The sequence below is a fragment of the Pseudofrankia coriaricola genome (assembly GCF_001854805.1).
In the GTDB taxonomy this organism is placed as follows: domain Bacteria; phylum Actinomycetota; class Actinomycetes; order Frankiales; family Frankiaceae; genus Pseudofrankia.
The window spans coordinates 65092-83052 of the sequence record NZ_MBLO01000006.1 but is presented as its reverse complement, the minus strand read 5'-3'; the positions used below and the strand labels follow the sequence as shown (position 1 = coordinate 83052).

The 17961-nt window shown below is 68.0% G+C and carries 16 protein-coding genes; 8 read left to right on the top strand and 8 right to left on the bottom strand.

The features are described 5' to 3' along the window. Both BCD48_RS01820 and BCD48_RS01815 read right to left on the bottom strand, forming a co-directional pair. The coding region (locus BCD48_RS01820; RefSeq protein WP_131803705.1) for a helix-turn-helix domain-containing protein at positions 1-236 on the bottom strand (236 nt) is incomplete at its 3' end. 1026 nt (positions 237-1262) lie between these two features. Next, a complete protein-coding gene (locus BCD48_RS01815) occupies positions 1263-2042 on the bottom strand; it encodes a TetR/AcrR family transcriptional regulator (RefSeq protein WP_397428903.1) in 780 nt (259 codons plus the stop codon). A 413-nt stretch (positions 2043-2455) separates the two neighbouring features. Here BCD48_RS01815 and BCD48_RS01810 point away from each other — a divergent pair, with 413 nt between their 5' ends. The 4 genes from BCD48_RS01810 (at position 2456) to BCD48_RS01795 (ending at position 7136) form a co-directional block, all read left to right on the top strand. Next, positions 2456-3673, top strand: a complete 1218-nt coding sequence (locus BCD48_RS01810) for a CaiB/BaiF CoA transferase family protein (protein ID WP_071046453.1) — start codon at positions 2456-2458, stop codon at positions 3671-3673. 31 nt (positions 3674-3704) lie between these two features. Further along, a complete protein-coding gene (locus tag BCD48_RS01805) occupies positions 3705-4259 on the top strand; it encodes a VOC family protein (protein WP_071046452.1) in 555 nt (184 codons plus the stop codon). A gap of 270 nt (positions 4260-4529) precedes the next feature. Then, positions 4530-5579, top strand: a complete 1050-nt coding sequence (locus BCD48_RS01800) for an aldo/keto reductase (protein ID WP_071046451.1) — start codon at positions 4530-4532, stop codon at positions 5577-5579. A 252-nt stretch (positions 5580-5831) separates the two neighbouring features. Beyond that, positions 5832-7136 (top strand): ABC transporter substrate-binding protein, encoded by a 1305-nt coding sequence (locus BCD48_RS01795; protein ID WP_071046467.1) that lies wholly within the window; start codon positions 5832-5834, stop codon positions 7134-7136. 912 nt (positions 7137-8048) lie between these two features. Here BCD48_RS01795 and BCD48_RS01785 read toward each other — a convergent pair. The 5 genes from BCD48_RS01785 to BCD48_RS51885 all read right to left on the bottom strand — a co-directional run bounded on the left by BCD48_RS01785 (position 8049) and on the right by BCD48_RS51885 (position 12544). Then, the gene (locus BCD48_RS01785; protein ID WP_071046449.1) at positions 8049-8840 is read right to left on the bottom strand and encodes an EAL domain-containing protein; all 792 of its coding nucleotides are present in this window, start codon (positions 8838-8840) and stop codon (positions 8049-8051) included. A gap of 73 nt (positions 8841-8913) precedes the next feature. Further along, the gene (locus tag BCD48_RS01780) at positions 8914-9462 is read right to left on the bottom strand and encodes a diguanylate cyclase domain-containing protein (RefSeq protein ID WP_071046448.1); all 549 of its coding nucleotides are present in this window, start codon (positions 9460-9462) and stop codon (positions 8914-8916) included. Between the two features lie 851 nt (positions 9463-10313). Beyond that, a complete protein-coding gene (locus tag BCD48_RS55355) occupies positions 10314-10844 on the bottom strand; it encodes a hypothetical protein (protein WP_349307987.1) in 531 nt (176 codons plus the stop codon). Between the two features lie 432 nt (positions 10845-11276). Further along, positions 11277-12101, bottom strand: a complete 825-nt coding sequence (locus tag BCD48_RS01775; RefSeq protein ID WP_241841444.1) for a cytochrome P450 — start codon at positions 12099-12101, stop codon at positions 11277-11279. Next, positions 12101-12544, bottom strand: coding sequence for a cytochrome P450 family protein (locus BCD48_RS51885; RefSeq protein WP_071046446.1), 444 nt, complete (start codon positions 12542-12544; stop codon positions 12101-12103). Before BCD48_RS51885 ends, BCD48_RS01775 begins: the two co-directional genes overlap by 1 nt. Before the next feature lie 85 nt (positions 12545-12629). On the opposite strand from BCD48_RS51885, the gene BCD48_RS01765 reads away from it, so the two are divergent. Further along, positions 12630-13319, top strand: a complete 690-nt coding sequence (locus tag BCD48_RS01765) for a TetR/AcrR family transcriptional regulator (RefSeq protein ID WP_071046445.1) — start codon at positions 12630-12632, stop codon at positions 13317-13319. A gap of 55 nt (positions 13320-13374) precedes the next feature. Here the strand turns inward: BCD48_RS01765 and BCD48_RS53060 are convergent, their stop codons facing one another. Next, on the bottom strand, positions 13375-13551 hold the full coding sequence (locus BCD48_RS53060) for a hypothetical protein (RefSeq protein ID WP_241841441.1): 177 nt from the start codon (positions 13549-13551) through the stop codon (positions 13375-13377). Here BCD48_RS53060 and BCD48_RS01760 point away from each other — a divergent pair. From BCD48_RS01760 to BCD48_RS01750, 3 genes are all read left to right on the top strand, one after another. Next, complete coding sequence (locus tag BCD48_RS01760) at positions 13535-14674, top strand: ABC transporter substrate-binding protein (RefSeq protein ID WP_241841440.1); 1140 nt, start codon at positions 13535-13537, stop codon at positions 14672-14674. The genes BCD48_RS53060 and BCD48_RS01760 overlap by 17 nt on opposite strands. 145 nt (positions 14675-14819) lie before the next feature. Then, entirely contained in the window at positions 14820-15983 is a 1164-nt protein-coding gene (locus tag BCD48_RS01755; RefSeq protein WP_083418032.1) for a phosphotransferase family protein, read from the top strand. Positions 15984-16390: 407 nt separating this feature from the next. After that, the gene (locus BCD48_RS01750; protein ID WP_071046444.1) at positions 16391-17782 is read left to right on the top strand and encodes an ABC transporter substrate-binding protein; all 1392 of its coding nucleotides are present in this window, start codon (positions 16391-16393) and stop codon (positions 17780-17782) included. Positions 17783-17961 lie beyond the last annotated feature (179 nt).

Sequence of the window (17961 nt, the reverse complement as noted above, 5' to 3'; positions counted from 1 at the left end):
TCTCGCGGCGCCCCGCGCTGCCGGTCGACCAGTCCGTCGACGCCGTCGCTCTCATAACGAGACAGCCACAGATAGACCGTCGGCAGCGAGACCCCGGCGCGCTCGGCGACGTCCTTCTTCCCAAGACCGTCGGCGAACCACAGCACGATTCGTGCCCGCGTCGCCACATTCGCAGGAACGTCGCTGTCATTCACCATGGACAGCAGTTCCGACCGCATATCCGCCGTTAGCTCCACCTCGCCATTCTAGCCGAACGACCATATAAAYGAAACAGAATCACGAGACACTAGTAGGACTTTGTTTAGTGACTCTGGCATGCGAGATCGGTTCATTTGGTGACAGCTCGCGGAGGCGGCAGGGGGCGGCAGGCGCCCGTCCAGACGTTGAGCAGGGCCTGGAAGGTGTGGAGGACTCCGGAGAGGGCAGGCCAGCGCAGGCGCTTTGGGGGTGCGGTGGAGCTGGGTGCACAACGCCTGGGCGACGCAGACGAGGGCGACGCGGTGGTGCCAGCCGCAGAAGGAGCGTACTCGTGCTGGTCGAGGCCTCTTCGACCTCGGGTGGGCGTGTTCGATCCGCCGGCCCAGCTTCGCGAGCTGGACGAGACGGGGCCGCGGGATGTCGGCGGGCAGGGTCGAAGCCAGTAGTCGGTGGGTTCGACCCTGCCCGGTGGCCATTGGGCGACGAGCCAGCATTCGGGCAGGCGGCGGTCGGCGGCGCGGTTCACCGACCTGTCTGAGGACCGGATGCGCGGTACCGGGAGCTGGGACTGCATCTCGGCGTACGGGTTGTCCGGGCTCCGATGAGTGCCTCGTCGCCAGGTGAGGGTACGCAACCTGCACGGCCCCGTGACCAGGGCCGGGGTCTTCAGGGACGACGGCGGGTCCGGGTAGGCCGACACGGCCCGGCGGCCGTGGCCAGGTAGGCCTTCCTAACGCGTCCGTCAAGCAGCGGCGGCGTTGAGCTGCTGGTAGAGGTACCGGCTCCCCCGGGTCGCACGCAGGACGTTGACGTGCCGGTGGGCGAGCCCGAGGACGGCCCCCGGTGGGGGGCCGTTGCCCTCGTCTCGTTTCCGCCGGTAGTGGGCCTCGCTGGTGGGATCGCGGCCGACGGCGATGAAGGCGGACTGGTAAATGACCCGTTTGAAGGCCTCGTCGCGGCGGTCGCGCGGCGCAGGTAACGGACCTTGCTGGACTGGCGCAGGACGGGGCGAGGTTTGCGGCGGTGGCGAGAGCCGCGAGGATGGCGATTGTGTGTTGGCACGGTTACCCTTCGCAAGGGAGTTGGCTTGCGATGCCATCGAGGAAGAGCGCCATGCTGCGGGTGAAGACGTCGGCGGCGGTGGCGGTCAGGTAGTCGTCTCCGGCGGCGAGGAGGGCCGTCGACTCGCTGGGTGGCAGTCCGACGATGAGGTCGTGGAACTCGGCGGTCCCGATCTCGCCGGTTTTCCGGCGTCCGGCGGTGGTGCGCTCGATGGTGGTGGCGCTGGCCACGAACTCGATCATTGTGATGCTGGCGAAGGCTGCCTGCTCGTTGGTCAGTCCGGCGTTGAGGAAGATCCCGAGGGTGGCGTTCACGACGCGCAGCATGTTCGGACCGTAGGCCGACCGGCTCCTCGTCACGGAAGTGGGCAGTGGCTGGTCGAGGATGACCCGGCGCATCTCCCGCATCAGCGCCTCGGCGTCGGCGCGCCAGCCCCGTCCGGTGCGTTCGAGCCGGACCTCGCCCATGAGGTGATCGATGATCAGCACGATCAGTTCGTCGCGGCTGGCGATGTGCCGGTAGAGCGAGGCGTTGCTGCCGGCGCCGAGCCGGCTGGCGACGGCTCGCAGCGTCAGCGCGTCGAGGCCGCCTTCGCGTAGGACCTCCAGCGCGGTCTCGACGATGCGCGCGGTAGACAGGCCGCCGGCCCGCGGCTTGCGCCTTCCCTCAGCGACGGCCCGTTCCGTCCACCAACGAGGCGTTCCGGGCTCGGGGGGCGTGATCGCCTGCCCGGGTGCCTGGGGTCCGCCCTCGTCGGTCTCTGGGAGCGGTCGGCGCGTCACCGGACCATCCAACACCACCTTGACAGTATGCGACCACTGGACGCATACTTCCCCGACTGGAAAGCGACCAACGGTCGCACATAAGGGGGGGTGCGTAATCAAGATCGTCACGTTGGCCGCGGGCGACCAGACCGATGGCGTCGATCCGGCCGCTGGGCGTAGWCAGCGAGGACTCATCTCTCCTGCCACCACCAGCTGAAAGCATCACCAGGTTCGTGTCACGGCTGACCTGCCGGTACTTGGCATCGGCGGCCCGCGTCGGTGCCGACTCGGGACGGCCGCGCCGGTCCGAGCGTGCCGGCGAGATGATCGCGACCTGGATCCGGGTGACCGTTCGCCGAGGCCGGCGAGCCGGAGGTTCTCAACGGCTCGGACCTCGGTCTCTACATCTGCCGCAAGGCAGGAGGGTGTCCATGACCGCGGTGATGCGTGGTGTCCGGGTCCTTGAGGTCGCCGAACACACCTTCGTTCCGGCCGCCTCCGCGCTCCTTGCCGACTGGGGCGCCGAGGTCATCAAGATCGAGCACGTCGAGCGCGGTGACGCCATGCGCGCTCTGGCCGCCACCGGTGTCGCGGTCGTGCCGACGTCAGCCAACGTCCTTCTTGAGCACTCCAACCGCGGGAAACGCAGCGTGGGACTCGATCTGGGATCGGAGGCGGGCCGCGAGATCCTCTACCGCCTCGCCGCGACCTGCGACGTCTTCCTCACCAACAAGCTGCCGGCCGTACGTGCCAAGTTGAAGATCGACGTGGAGGAGATCCGTGCCCACAACCCGGGCATCATCTACGTCCGCGGCACGGGACAGGGCGAGCGCGGGCCGGAGGCCGACCGCGGTTCCTACGACTCGCTGGCCTTCTGGTCTCGCACGGGTGCCGCCGTGGGAGTCATGCGTCCCGAGTACGGCCACGTCCCGGTCCCCCCAGCGCCCGGCTTCGGGGACTCCCTCGGCGCGATGACGATCGCCGGTGGAATCATGGGCGCGCTCTACCACCGGGAACGAACCGGAGAAGCGGCCGTCGTCGATGTCTCGCTCCTGGGAACGGGCATGTGGGCGATGGGTCAGGCGCTTGCCCTGTCCCTGCTGCTCGACATTCCCTGGACCCCGCCACCCGCGGGCGCTGTGCGGGCGAATCCGCTGTCCGGCAACTACCAGACCAAGGACGGGACCTGGCTGGCGTTTACCTGCCTGCAGGCGGGCAAATACTGGCCGCTCCTGTGCGAGGCCACCGGCCGGCCGGAACTGGGCGCCGACCCCCGCTTCGCCACCCACGAATCGCTGCTCGCGCACAGTGCCGACGCGATCGCCATTCTGCGTGACATCTTCGCCGACCGGCCCCTCGCTGAGTGGCGGGAACGGTTGGCGTCCTTCACCGGCCAGTGGACGGTCGTGCAGAACACGTTGGAAGCTGCGGCTGATCCGCAGACGGTCGCCAACGGCTACGTCCAGGAGTGCGCGACCGCCGCCGGCGTCCCCTTCCGCCTGGCCGCCGCTCCCGTGCAATACGACGAACAACCCGCCAGGCCCGGCCGCGCGCCGACTTTCAACGAGCACGGCGACGACGTCCTCGCCGAACTCGGCCTCGACTGGGACTCCATCCTCGATCTCAAACTCCGCGGCGTCGTCGCATAGCCGGCGCACCCGAGTAGATTCAGGAGCATCGATGAATTCGCCCTCCGGCTTGGCTTCCGGGCCGGCTGTCCTTCCCGGAGTCGTGCGCCAGATCGGCTATGTCGTCCGCGACCTCGACCAGGCTGTGGCCAGCTGGCTCGAGCTGGGGGTGGGCCCCTGGTATGTCCTGCGTGGACAGTCACAGCGGGCGACCTACCGAGGCCAGTCCTGCGAGGTGTCGCTGTCGATGGCCTTCGCTAACACGGGTGATCTACAGGTTGAGCTGATCTGCCAGGAGGACAGCACACCGAGCATTTACACCGAGTTTCTCGAGTCCGGACGGGAAGGGTTCCATCAGCTGGCCTGGTGGGTCACCGACTTCGATGCCGCCATGCGGTCCGTCCGGGCCGCGGGATGGCCAATCCCGTGGTTCGGTGGCGGAGACGGCGCGACCCGCTATGCCTACGTCGAGCCCCCCGCCGGCCCAGCGACCATAGTCGAGGTCATGGAAGTCAGCGTCGCCACGGATGACCTGGCGAGGGTCGTACGTCAAGCGGCCAACCGTTGGGACGGCAGCGATCCTGTTCGTAGCCTGCACGGTTCCTGACAACCGGGGCCAGCGCGCTTATCGACGGCCGCCTTCCGTTAACGCACCCCGCCAAGACCATCCGGGTGGCCGCCGACGCGAATCCGCGCCACCGCCCGTGACGGACAAGCCATGAGGACCGTCGGTGGCACGACGACTCTCCATCTACCGACCGTCACGCCGCAGATCTTCGACAGTTTGAAAACGGCAACGTCTCATGCCCAGGCGAGGCCGAGCGCGTCCTCCGGGCCGCGCACAACCGGGACAGCACCGGCCACCCGAAGGAGTCTGATGAAGTACCGCGGGTTCGGAAGGACCGGCATCGAGGTAAGCAGCCAGTGCCTGGGAACGATGACGTTCGGCCGCCTCGGCAGCACCGATCCCGACGACTGCGTGCCGATTATCAACCGCGCGCTCGACGGCGGGATCAACTTCATCGACACCGCCGACGTGTACTCCCACGGCGAGGCCGAGCAGATCGTCGGACAGGCCGTGAAAACACGCCGCGACGAGGTCGTACTCGCCACCAAATGCTTCTACCCCATGGGCGGCCGCCTCCAGCGGGGCTCCTCACGCCGATGGATAACCCAGGCCGTCGAAGACAGCCTGCAACGGCTGGGCACCGACCGCATCGACCTCCTCCAGATGCACAAGCCCGACTGGAACACCGACCTGGAGGAAACTCTCGGCGCCCTCACCGACCTCGTACGCCACGGCAAGGTGCTCTACCTGGGATCCTCGTCGTTCCCCGCCGACTGGATCGTCGAAGCACAATGGGCGGCCTCCCGGCGGAACAGCGCACGGTTCGTCTGCGAACAGCCGCAGTACTCGATCTTCGCCCGATCGATCGAACAGGCAGTCCTCCCCGCCTGCCAGCGACACCAGATGGCGGTCATCCCGTGGAGCCCGCTGGCCGGCGGCTGGCTGACCGGCAAGTACCAACGCGGCCAGGAGCCACCGGCTGGCTCACGTTACGACCCCACCAGCCCCTTCATGCAGGGAACGGTCAGCACGGCCGCCGAGCGCGCCGACCCCGCCCGCTTCGACGCGGTCGACGCGCTGCGCGCCGTCGCCGCCCAGGCAGGAATCACCCTCACCACGCTGGCACTCGCCTTCGTCTCCAGCCACCCCGCCATCACCTCAACGATCATCGGACCGCGCACCGCGAAGCACCTCGACGACGCCCTGGACGCGGCCGACGTCGAGCTCAGCGGCGACGTCCTCGACGCCATCGACAAGATCGTGCCCCCCGGCACCGACCTCCCCGGCATCGACCACTTCACCCAGCATCCGTCCCTGCTGCCCACAGCCCGCCGTCGACCACCGCATTTCTCGGCGTAACGGACTCGGACAGGCGCGGTCTTGACCCGCTCGCACACCTGGAACGAGTGCGCCGGAGCGGATCCGGACGAAACGCGGACCGGCCGCGCAGACGGCGCGGAAGGCCCAGAACGGGCAGAAGTAGCGACCGGCCGACGCCCAACGGCCGGCAAGCGGCGTACCAGGCGAAGTACGACCGTGCTGCGTCCGCTCCCCCGCGACACACCACCCCGCGCAGGGCAATGCAACGACAACGATGAGATGGGAAACGCCATGCAGGACAAAGTGATCTCGTTCCATAAGCTGCCTCGAAAGCCGTCACGGCGGTCGGCGGGCGTGCTCTTAGCCACGCCGTTGGCCCTGCTCGTCTTCGCCGCCGCGTGCGGATCCGACGACGACCACAACGACGCTCCTGGTACCGGCGGCGGCGCGACCACGAACGCCAACATTCTCGGCTCGGTGAACAAGGCGGCCGGCAATCCCGTCAAGATCGGAATTGTCTCGGACGGCAAGTCCGCCATCGTCGACAACTCCATCCAGTTCGACGTCGCTGACGCCACTGCCGCATACCTGAACGAACACAAGGGCGGCATCGGCGGCCGGCCCATCGAGCTGGTGAAGTGCGAGACGCAGTCGGACCCGGGCAAGGGCACCGACTGTGGGAACCAGATGGTCGAGGAGAACGTGGTCGCCGTGGCGATCGGGGAGTCCGGCGTCGCCGAGTTCGTGGGAAAGCCGTTGGCCGACGCGAACATTCCGGCGATGTTCTTCGGCGCGGGAAGCGATGCGCTGCTGGATGACAGCGAGTCGACCTACACCCTCGGCGACCCGACCTACGCGGTGCTCCAGCTGCCGATCGCCCTCGCCAAGGAAAAGGGCGTCGACAAGGTGACGTCGGTCGTCATCGACGTGCCGGCGGCGCTGCACGTCCAGCAGGAGGTCGCACCAGATGTCTTCAAGAAGGCGGGGATCGGTTACGAACTGGTCACGGTGCCACCGGGTACAGCCGACATGACCCCGCAGATGCAGCGCGTCGCCGATGGTAAACCCGGCGTCGTGTTCGTCGTGGGCAACGACTCGTTCTGCATCAGCGCCTTCAACGGCCTGAAAGCGGTCGGGTACACCGGCACGATCAGCGCCATCTCGCAGTGCATCACCGACCCGACCCGCAAGGCGGTATCGGCCGACGTTCTCGGTGGCATGGTCGTCGCAGCCTCCGCTCCGACCGGCGGGACCGATCCATCCAGCGTCCTATACAGCACCGCGATGAAGACCTACGGCAAGAACATCAAGATCAGTTCGGCCACCGGTAGAGGGATGTTCATGACCCTGGCCGGCCTTGCCACGGCACTCGAAGGCATCTCGGGGGACATCACCCCGGAAACGGTCAACGCCACCATCAAGGCAATGCCGGAGAAGGAACTGCCGGGAGCGGCCGGGCTACGGTTCCGGTGCAACGGCAAGGCATTCCCGGATTCGCCCGCGGTCTGCGTGCGCGGCGGATTGTCCACAACTCTGAACGGCGAGGGACAGCCCACCGAGTTCCATGTGCTCGGGTCCTCTCCGATCGAGGGCTGAACGATCGAGCACTGAGCCACTCGAGGGATGACCGCGGTGGCCGGATCCTGCTCCCTCCGGTCGGGCATCCGTCCGATCGGAGGGAGCAGGAGGCTCCGGTCCGTCTGGCCACCGTGAACGGGGTCGCGTCGGGCTGACGTTTCTCTTCGACCCGGGCAACGTTGCGACATTCGGTACCCGTCCGTGACGGCCTTCTGTCCGGCACGCGGCATCTCGTCTGCGCGATGAGCCCGCAGATGTGGTCGTTCGGCGCGGCGCCTGCCCATATTCTCCGGCACGGTGACACTGTCCTTGAACATCGCGGAATCTCTCATAGCCGGCCCTGACGGCCGAGCTGCGTTCGACGCGGTTGGCCCGTTCCTTCTTGCTGGGTGGGCGGAAGGCCGTCCTGACCTCCTCCAGGCCATGCGGACCACGACGGCAAGCACGTCGCCGAGTCGAGTGGGAGCGTCGTCAGCCCAGGTAGCCGGCCCCAGCCACGTTGACAGACGGCACCCGGTCCCACCAATACAGCCAGCTGCTCCACATCCCCGAGCGGATCCCCACGACGGCGACCGTCGGCGAGATGCTCCGATGCTGAACCAGCAGGCAGCGGGGCGTCTCACTCGCTACCGAGACCGCCCACGGCGCTGGGCGCGTCAACGACCTCGCCGCCTTCACGGCCGCCGGGCGCCAGTGTCCGCCGATCAGCATGTGCGACCGGCGGACACCGTGCGCACAGGCTGTCGAACGCGGCGCGGCCTGGCGACACGGCGTTTCGCGGGCCGCCGGACGGTCATCATCGGCGCCCGTCGCAGGCGGCCATCGGCTGACGAGGAAGGTTCGCCTTCGGTGGCGACGGTGTGATCTCGGGCGCATCATGATCACCCTACGGGGCCCGAGATGACCGGTGTCTGGTTTCTGCTGGTTGCGCTATGTGCGGCCTCGGGCCGTGGGGGTCTGGGGATCGGGTCGACGGCCGGGTGGTCGGCCACGGGCCAGTCTGGGTGGGTCAGCTTGCCAGTCCCCGAAGAGCCGGCCGATCCCGAGGGTGCAGCCCAGTCGGGTGGCGCGTTCGGCGGCGCGTTCGTCGTTGACGCCGCCGGCGGTCACGACGACTCCGAGTTGGCGGAACGCGTCGAGCAGGGACGTGAGCATGACGGTCGCGCGGACGTCGTCACGGGTCTCCCCGAGCGGGCCGGTGACGGCTGTGTCGAGCACGGCCATGTCCATGGGCAGCACGCGCAGTGCATCAACCGTCGTGTCGGGCGCGCCCACCTCGGCCAGTGAGATCCGTACGCCCAGATCGCGCAGCCGGCCAACCGTCGGGGCGGCTGCCATCAGGTCGGAGCTGTGGGCGGTGGCCCGTACTTCGAGCACCAGCGCGTCCGGGGGCAGCTTCGTGGCCCCGAGGGCGTTCTGGATCTCCCCGATGACCGCCTCGTCGGCCAGCTGGGTCGCACCGACCGGGACATGTACGGGTAGCGGCCGGCCGCCGGGGTCGTGGTGACAGGCAGCGTGCGCGCAGGCCGCGTGCAGCAGACGCCGGTTGAGGATGGGGGCGAGACCCTTCGAGTAGGCGGCGGGCAGCAGCCGTCCTGGTTGGATGACCCCAAGCGTGGGGTGGGTCCAGGTCAGCCGGGCCTCGTAGCCGACGATCGTGCGTCCGGCTAGCTCGGCGATGGGCCGGTAGTCGACTGATAGCGTCCCGCCGGCTGGGTCCAACGGATGGCCGCGCCCAATGCCGTGTGCAGGGCCGCGGCATTGTCCGGTGCGACCAGGTCCGGACTGTAGGTCGTCAGGCCGCCTGTTCCGGCGGACTTCGCCGCGTACATGGCGATGTCGGCCTGATGCAGCAGCGTCTCGGCGGCGATGGGACCGGCGTTCGGTTCGACCATGACCAGCCCGATGCTCGCTCGTGCCGAGTAGTCGCCGCCGGCAAGCGTTGTCGGGACGCCCATCGCGTCGGCGAGCCGCCGGCCGACCCGCGCGGGTCGTCGGTCGTCGCGTCGAGCAGGATCGCGAACTCGTCGCCGCCGAGCCTGGCGACGGTGTCGCTGGCCCGTACCGAGGTAAGCAGTCGGCGCGCCGTCATTCGGAGCAGTTCGTCGCCAGCGGCGTGCCCGAGCGCGTCGTTGACGTGTTTGAACTCGTCCAGGTCGCAGAAGAACACCGCGAGCCGGGCCGGTGCCCTCGCCCGGCGGGCCAGGGCCTGGGCGAGCCGGTCGCCGAACAGCGCGCGGTTGGCCAGGCCGGTGAGCGGGTCATGAAAGGCCTGGTGGCGCAGGGCGAGCTGATCCTGCTCTACCCGGGCGACCAGTCGAACGTTGTCGGTCAACGTGGTCATCTGCCGGACCAGGGCAAGTGCCAGCCAGACACTCAGTCGCGCCAATCGGTCACGCTGGGCAACCCCGCACTGGATGTGCTCCCTGCCGACCCACGCGGACACGTAGTCGACAGCCTCGCCGTTGACGTTTCATCCCACCTGTCACGTGCAATGGGACGGCGCCCACGGCCCCGCAGCGGACGGGCCCGGGCACGCCGCCGAACGGCGGCCCACGCACGCTCCCTCGCGACCGGCGGCGCGCACATCCACTCGGCGATCGCGACGCGCCAGGCACGCGGCCGGGTTCCGAGCCGCGACCGACCCGCCGCCGCGCCAGCCAGCTCCGCCCGCCGCTGCCGCGTCGCCAGCCGGGATGGCGATGGGCACTGCCGACGCCGCAGGTGTATCCGCCCCGACGGGTGTAGGCCGTGGGCCGGCATACCGCGGCCCGCCGTCCGCCGAGGACCAACCGGCCCCCTGCAGGCGCCGCCCAGCCCTCACGCGGGTAGGCGTCACCGACCGCCAGACTGGCCTTTATGGAAGTGCGCATAGACGAAAAGTCACCCTCCGCTGACTGCACACATCAGGCCAGAGGGGGAGCAGGAACACATGCCGGGTTTCGGCACTGGCGACTACCGCTGTCGCCGCTGCCGTGAGGTGATGCCAATCAGGGACTGTTTCACCAACGGGACAGCCCCTGCCGTCTGACCAGCCCGGACGTGATTTTCGGCAGGTACAGCGCTGGAGATGGGTCAGCAGTGTACCGGTGAGGTGGTGGCGCAGGATCACGCTCACCGCCAAGTAGATGGCGATCTCGGCGACGGCGATGAGATATTCGTAGGTCCTGGACAAGGCGGCAGTACTTTCCCCAATCAGATGGACGTCCGCTCTATCGCCCACTGGCGTTGCACCATCGTGAGCCGCCCACCTGCCATAAGGGTGCTCCGCGACCAGGACGACCAGGCGAAGCCGACCTCATCGTCGAGGCTGTCCTCGGCGTGGGATATTCCCACCTCGCTTCCCTGACAAAAGCTGACGTTCTGTGGCCGGGGAGTCCGCGGCCCGTTGGTCGTTGGTCGTTGTGACTTTTGATCGACGTCTGGACATCGCGCGACGGCGAGCACCGTGTCGCGGCTGCAGGGTGAGGCCGGCTTTGATCGCGCTGTCGACCGCCGCCGTGGCCTGCAGGACGTAGGCCCTACAGGATGGGCAGAGAGCCGCGAGTCACTCGGTGGGCAAGGGCGTCGTCGAGCCGAATAGCTGGCAGGTCGGCGAATCGTGCAGGCCGGGGGCGCCTGAGAGGACGGCGACTGGACGCCAACGGGCCGGTTGCGCACGCCGCCCTGCGCGATGCCGTCGGCGTCGCGCGCTATCTGCGGCTGGTTGACCGCTGTGACCTCGATCCGAGGGGCGGTGCGAGGTGGCGTCCCCGTGGTGACCTATTCCTCGAGTAGGGAGCCGGGCACGCGCGGTCTCCCAAATGCGAGTCGGTCGAGGAGGGTGGCGGCGGGCTGGCTGGTCGTGTGCCGCTGGGCATGGCTGGCTGTCACGACCGCGACCAGAGCCGGATGTGTCTCGATCGTCGGGTCGGCCTGCGCGGCCTGGCGAATTGGGTCCCGACAGGTTGAGGTGGTCGGCGACGTCCGGCCCGGTCTCGCGCAGAAAACAGCAGACCTGCTCGATGGCCAGGGGTAGGTCACCGACAGCGGCTGCGGCCGATCGGCATTGGCGTCGGTCAGGACATGACAGGACAACACTGTCGCAGCAGGGCGATGGATTCGGCCTGGTCGAATTCGGCGACCTCGATCAGCTCTGCCGCGTGGGCCAGCGCCGGATCAAGCCCGGTCACCGGCAATCGGCGAGATTCCGCCGGCTGCACGTTCCTTGACCAGCACGCCCAGCCGCAGGTTCTCGACCTTGTTCTCCTGGACGAAGGGAATCCATCGTGGTTCCTCGAGGAGCTCGATCTCGTCGCATCGTTCGACGAAGACGGCGAGCGCCTCTTCGATGGTCGCTCGGGACATGGCATGGCCGAGACAGACATGGGGGCCGATGCCGAAGCTCAAGGAGGCGTTTTGGGAGTCGCGTCGAATGTCGAAGTGCTCGGCGTCTTCGCCCCAGTGGCGCGGGTCGCGGTTCACAGCGCCCACGACCACGGTGATGTGAGTACCGGCGGCGAACTCCATGTCGAAGGCGTGGGTGTGGTTTGCGGCCTTTTGGCCGATGGCGTTGATCGCGGGTCGGTAGCGCAGCGACTCTTCGCAGGCGCCCTTCTTCCACGCGTCGGGGTTGCCGCGCAACAGCTCAGCCTGCTCGGGATGGCGAGCGAGCTCCGCGATCCCGCTGGCGATGATGCTCGCCGTGCTCGTCCCGGAGCCGAAGATGGACGAGAAGAGGGTGATCAGTTCGCCCTCGGTGAGTCGGCCTTCTTCGTTCTGAGCTTGGACGAGGTGGGTAAGCAGGTCATCGCGTGGTTGCTGACGGCGCCGGTCGTAGAGCATCGCCGTGTGATCCATGGCCGCCTGGATGTACGTGTTGACCATTGCCCTGGTTTGTTCGGTCATCTCGCCCGGCCCGAAGGCGTCGATCACGGTGGAGCCGCCTGCCGGGCTCATGGTGTTGCCAAGCTCGTCCTCGTCAACACCGAGGAAGTCCATCATCACGAGACGAGGCAGCAGGTAGGCGTAGTCAAGTCGTCCTTCGATCTCGCGGACGCCAGCTTGGCGTCGAGCAACGCGTGGGCGTGGTGGCGGATGAGGGGCCGCAGGTCGTCCATCTTCCGCTTCGACAGGGCCCACGCCGCCAGTGATCGGACGTGACGGTGGTGTTCGCCTTCCATCACGCCGATGCGGTTGCTGCCCCAGGTGTGCAACGGATCTCCCGGCTGGAACCCGCGTGCCTCGAGCACCTCGATGCCGTGCTGGATGAACTGCGTGCCCCGCACGGTCTCGAACGCGTCATCCCAGCGCAGCAAGGCGGGCAGGCCCTGGGGTGTCCTGGCTAACCGGTGCCGCTCGCCCAGCTCGCGCAGCACCGGGTACGGGTCCTGCCACCACGCCGGGTCGTCCGTCGGAATCGTCGGCAGGTCCTCGACCGTCACCATTCGCATCCCCTTGGCTCGTCGACCCAGAACCTGCCGGACCTGGCAATCTTGCCGCATCCGGCATGTTTTGCCTAGGATGAGGGCCATGTCAACGGCCGGACTGCGGGAACGGAAGAAGGCGGCAACCAAGCTGGCGCTGAGCCAGGCAGCCCTGTCGCTGATGCTCGAGCGCGGGCTCGACGCCGTCACCGGCGACGCCATCGCCGAAGCCGCCGGCGTCGCTCCCCGGACGTTCCGCAACTACTTCTCCAACAAGGAGGAGGCGGTGCTGTTCGTCCTGGAACGAGCGCAGAACGACTACGTCGAGACGTTCCTGCTCCGCGACCCCCACGAACCCGTCCTCGACTCACTTGAGGCGGCCGCCATCGGCCTGATCGAAGCCACCGACTCGCTCGAACAACTCATCGCCGCCACCCGCCTCACGGCTCACAACCCTGCACTTGTCGTCCACCGTGCAGCCTCGCGCGACCAGGCAACGACGGACCTCCTGCGCGAAGTCGCGATCCGCACGGGCACCGACCCCCACCGTGACCTCTATCCGCGACTCGTCGTCCACGCCGCCGACGCTGCGGTCCTATCCGTCGTCGGGCTGTACGCCAGCAAGCAGGTGCCCCGGTCCGAACTGGCCCACCTCATCCGAGCCGGATTCGACCAGCTCCGCCAAGGGCTCGCACTCCGCAACGGCCCTGCGAATCGCGGGAACGATACTACTGACGAACATAAAGACCAACATCGAAAACAAATGCCACACAATGACGAGGGAGTCTGGGAGTGACGGCGCACGGTCTCGTGACCGAGGGCGGGTCGCCAGTGGCGCCGCGCCGAGCGGCTCATGGCAGGGCGACGAGGGCCGCGGCCCGGGGTCGGCTGCGCGCCCGCACCGCAGCCTCGGCCGCGCTTCTGGTCGTCGCGTCGACCCTGGTGGGCTGCAGTTCCTCATCGTCCAACGCGACGGGCAGCCACTCGTCGTGCGCGACCGGCGTGCCTGGCGTGACGGGCGACTCCATCAAGATCGGGCTCGTCCTGCCCGACACCGGCGGCCCTGTCGCTGAGGCCTTCCGACCAGCGCGCGGGGCAGTGGAGGCGCGCATCGACAAGGAGAACGCCACCGGCGGCGTGTACGGCCGCAAGATCGATCTCATGTGGCGTGACGACGAGGGGGACCCGGGCGTGTTCACCACTGCCGTGCAGAGCCTCGTCGAGAACGACCAGGTCTTCGGTCTGATCGCGCAGTCGGTCAGCCTTACCGACGAGTCCGCGAGCTGGCTCCAGACGAAGGGGGTCCCGGTGACGGGCCTCTCATCCAGTCCGATCTGGAGCAACTACAGCAACCTGTTCCACTACGGCTCGTTGTACAACAAGGGCGGCGCCGTCGACACGTTCGGCCGCTACGTCAAGGCTCAGGGCGGCACCAGGGCCCTCCTCGTGATCGACCCGACCTCGGCGACCTCCGTGGACCTCGCCGGCCAGTTGGCCCCCAGCCTGCGCAGCCAGGGGGTCACCGTCGTGGGGCAGACGTCCTACTCGGCGGACATCTCCGACCCGGCCAAGGTGGCGACCCTGCTACGCCAGGACAGGGCCGACACCCTGATCGGCGCGACTCAGGCCGATGCGTTCATCGAAATCTATGCCACCGCCAAGGCCGCCGGCATCGACCTCAAGGTAGCGCTCAGCTCCAGCAACTACGGCCCCACCGAGATCCAGCAGCGGGGCAAGGATATGGCTGGCATGTCGATGACCATGGCTTTCCAGTCGTACACGACGGACTCGCCGGCCATCCGGGCATATCGCGAAGCCATGACCACCTACTCCCCCGAGACGACGAGCCTGTTCGACGATGTCGCGATTGTTTCCTACGTGGCAGCGGATGAGATGATCAAGGGGCTGCAACTGGCCGGCCCGTGCCCCACGAGGCAGTCATTCATCACCAACCTGCGGAAGGTGACCAGCTACGACGCCGGCGGGATCCTCGCCCCGACCAACCTGAGCAAGCCACACGACCCGGTCTCCTGCTTCAACTTCCTCAAGGTGAGCGCGACGGGCGACAGCTACTCGACGGTGCCGGGCAACACTCCGACCGGATTCTGGTGCGGCAACCCAGTTCCCGCCTCGGCCATCACCGGATCCTGAAACACGCGGCCGTCGAGGGGGCTGACGGTGGTCACCGCCTCGACAACCGCCCTCTTCGTCCCGTCGCGGTAGCGGTCAGCGTTCTACGTCCAGTCGACGCACGTCGCCCCCACCATCCAGAGCTCCCTTACGGAGGGCATTCCACGTGGCCACGCGATCACTTTTCACGGCGCTCGGCCTTGGCATGGCCATGACGGAGGCCGTTCGGGCAGGTCTCGATCGGTCGCTGCCCGGCGGCGGGTCGATCCCGCTCCGGGCGCACCAGGCAAACACGCAATGGTTGGAGGCCGCGTTCGGCTTGGCGCCGGGAACGGTCCGGTCGGTCAGCGTCGTCGACGAACACTCAGGAACCGCCGCGCGCGCCCGCCTCGCCGTGGACACCGACGCGGCCGACGTGCCCGGCCACCTGTTCCTGAAGTTCGCGCCTCACCACTACAGCCAGCATGTGCTGATGAACGTTTTCGGACTCGGCGCCCGGGAGGTCTTTGCCTACCATGCGCTGGGGGAACGCCCGCCAGTCCTCACCCCGCGGTGTTACGCCGCCAGCGTCAACCGGTTCAGAGGGCGCGCCGTTGTGCTGCTGGAGGACCTGTCCTCCACGGCGCGATTCCGGACGGTCCGCGACTCGGTGACGCCCACCGAGGCCGAGGCCGTTGTCGACGCGCTGGCCGACCTGCACATCGCCTTCTGGGAGACCGCTCGTTTCAGCGGCGACCTCAAGCCGCTGGTCGCGCGCGCGCCGGCCGCTGACCGCCTGGGGGATCTCATCCGCCGTCGTCTCCTCGGCACCATGAAAGGCGAGGCCGCCAACCTCGTTCCCGAGCCCATGAAGCGGCAGTGCCGCATGTTCTTCGAACGCAGCCGGGACATCGACGCGTTCTGGGCCGCCCTCCCGCAGACTCTGATCCACGGCGACCCACACCTCGGGAACCTCTTCTTCAAGGGCGACTCCCCGGGACTCCTGGACTGGCAGAACGCGATGTCCGGCACCGGCATACGCGACGTCGCGTACTTCGCGGCGGCCTCGGTCGAGCCCGAGGTGCTCCGCAAGATCGAACGAGGACTGGTCGAGCGGTATGCGGCGCGGCTGGACGCGGCGAACATCCGCGCCGACCTCGACGACCTGTGGGTGTGGTACGGCGCCGCCATGACCGAATTCTTCCTCGCGGCGGTCTGCACCGCCGAAGCCGGCGACACCATGCAGCCGTTCGAGATCTCCCGGGTCGGCGTCGAGCGATGCGTGGCCAGCGTCGCGGCACACGACAGCTTCACACTGCTGGCCAATCTCGTCGACAGCAACCGCACCTGACACCTAGTATTCCGCTACGCCTTCGCCGCTGCGCGCGAACCCAACTCTCGGACTGAACTCGAGGACCAACTTTATCCCATAGTCGCCTGAAAGCCGCTGACAACATCGTGGTGGGGCCGGTCCGGCCAGCCCTGTGTCTGCCGGAAATGCAATCCGCCCTACTCAGGGACCGTCTCAGCCGTCGCGGCCGATCGTGGGGCCCTCCGCCGCGCCTGGTCCTCGCGTCGGGATGGGACATGGCCAGAATATCGATTATGTCAAGTGTCGCCGGGCAAGGCTCCCCCGCGATGAACGCCTACCAGAACGCCATAACCGTCTACGAGCTCACCTTCATGTCTCTCGGCGGCGCAACCGCCGTCGGAAGCCACCCGTCGCGTCCGGACGTTCTCCAAGAATAGAGAAAAACTGTGATCTTGTTGCGTTCGCGTCGGACGCGGGCCGGGCTGGCCGGCGTCGCGGCGCTGGTGGCCGCGGCCACGTTCGCCTCGTGCAGTTCCACCACCGACAACGGCACCTCCTCGGCACCCGTGGACCTGGGTAAGCCGATGGACGCCGCCGCCGCCAGCAAGCTGGCGATCGAGAAGGCGGGGCCGATCCAGTTCGCGACCGGCAGCACGGTCCGCGGCGTGAACGGCAAGGTCATCACGATCGGCGGTGTCGCCGACGTCAAGGACACGACCGGTATCGAGAACTTCCCGGGCGTGTGCGACGGTGCCAAGGCGCGGTTCGAACGCGCCAACCGCGAGGGTGGCGTGAACGGCTACACCTTCTCCTACGCGGGCTGCACCGACAGCGGCGCCGACCCGACCAAGTCCAAGGACGCCGTCACGGAGATGGTCGAGGACAAGAAGGTCTTCGGCCTGGTGCCCTTCACCGCGTCGATCTCCACCGTCGGCGACTACCTCAACGACGAGCACGTGCCCTACTTCGGCTGGGGCATCTCGACCGACTACTGCGGCTGGAACAATCGGCAGTTCGGCTTCTCCATCACCCAGGCGATCGCCTGCGCGGGCGTGCTGCCCGGTCAGACGTTCTACTCGTCCGCAGGTCTGGAGAGCTACCTGGCGGGCGCCGGCAAGAAGGCGGCCGACGTGAGCGCCGCGTTCGTCGGGTCGAGCGTCGCGGCCGCAGATACCTCCGTGAAGAGTTTCGCGAAGATGGCCGTCGGGCTGGGCATGAAGGCCCCCTATGCCAAGTCCCCGATCCCGGGCCCCGGGGCGCCGCCGCTGTCCGACTACACCCCGATCGCCCGGGACATCATCGCCAGTGGCGCGAACCTGGTCGCGTCGACGACCACCCCCGCCACGATCTTCCCGCTCGTGGCCGCGCTACGCTCCTCGGGCTACACCGGTGACATTCTGATCTACTTCGCCGACCCGCGCCTCGCTCCGCTGGCCGACCAGCTCGACGGCGTGTACGCGATGACGCCGAACTTCGGCTCGGGCGTCTTCCCCAGCGCCACCTTCACGCAGATCGACGCCGACCTGAAGGCCGTCGGCTCGCAGGCCGACGCCAGCGCCTCCGGAACCCTGACCTCGTACGGCGCCGCCGACCTGTTCCTCAAGGCCTTCGCCAAGATCAACGGAACGGTCACCACCGAGGCCCTCGCCAAGGTCCTCAACTCCGGGTTCGACTACCCCGCCCTCGGTAACGCCCTGTGCGGCTCCACCTGGCCCGCCGGACGCGTCCTGGGCAACGACTGCGCCGCCGTCGTCCGCTTCGACGGCGACAAGAAGGCCATCGAGCCCATCAAGGACCTCCAGACCTTCGGCCACGAATACCTCTTCCCCCTGACCTGACCACCTCCACGCACGACCGAAGGCGGTGCGACCGATCCCCGGTCGCGCCGCCTCGGCAATCTGGAGGCCGCAACACCCGGCGAGGCACTGCGAAGCGCCAAAACGGTGCCGCCGGCCGCGATAGGGAGGCCGGGGATGTGGGCTTTCCGCGCAAATGCGGCCCTCGTGGCCTGGTCGGG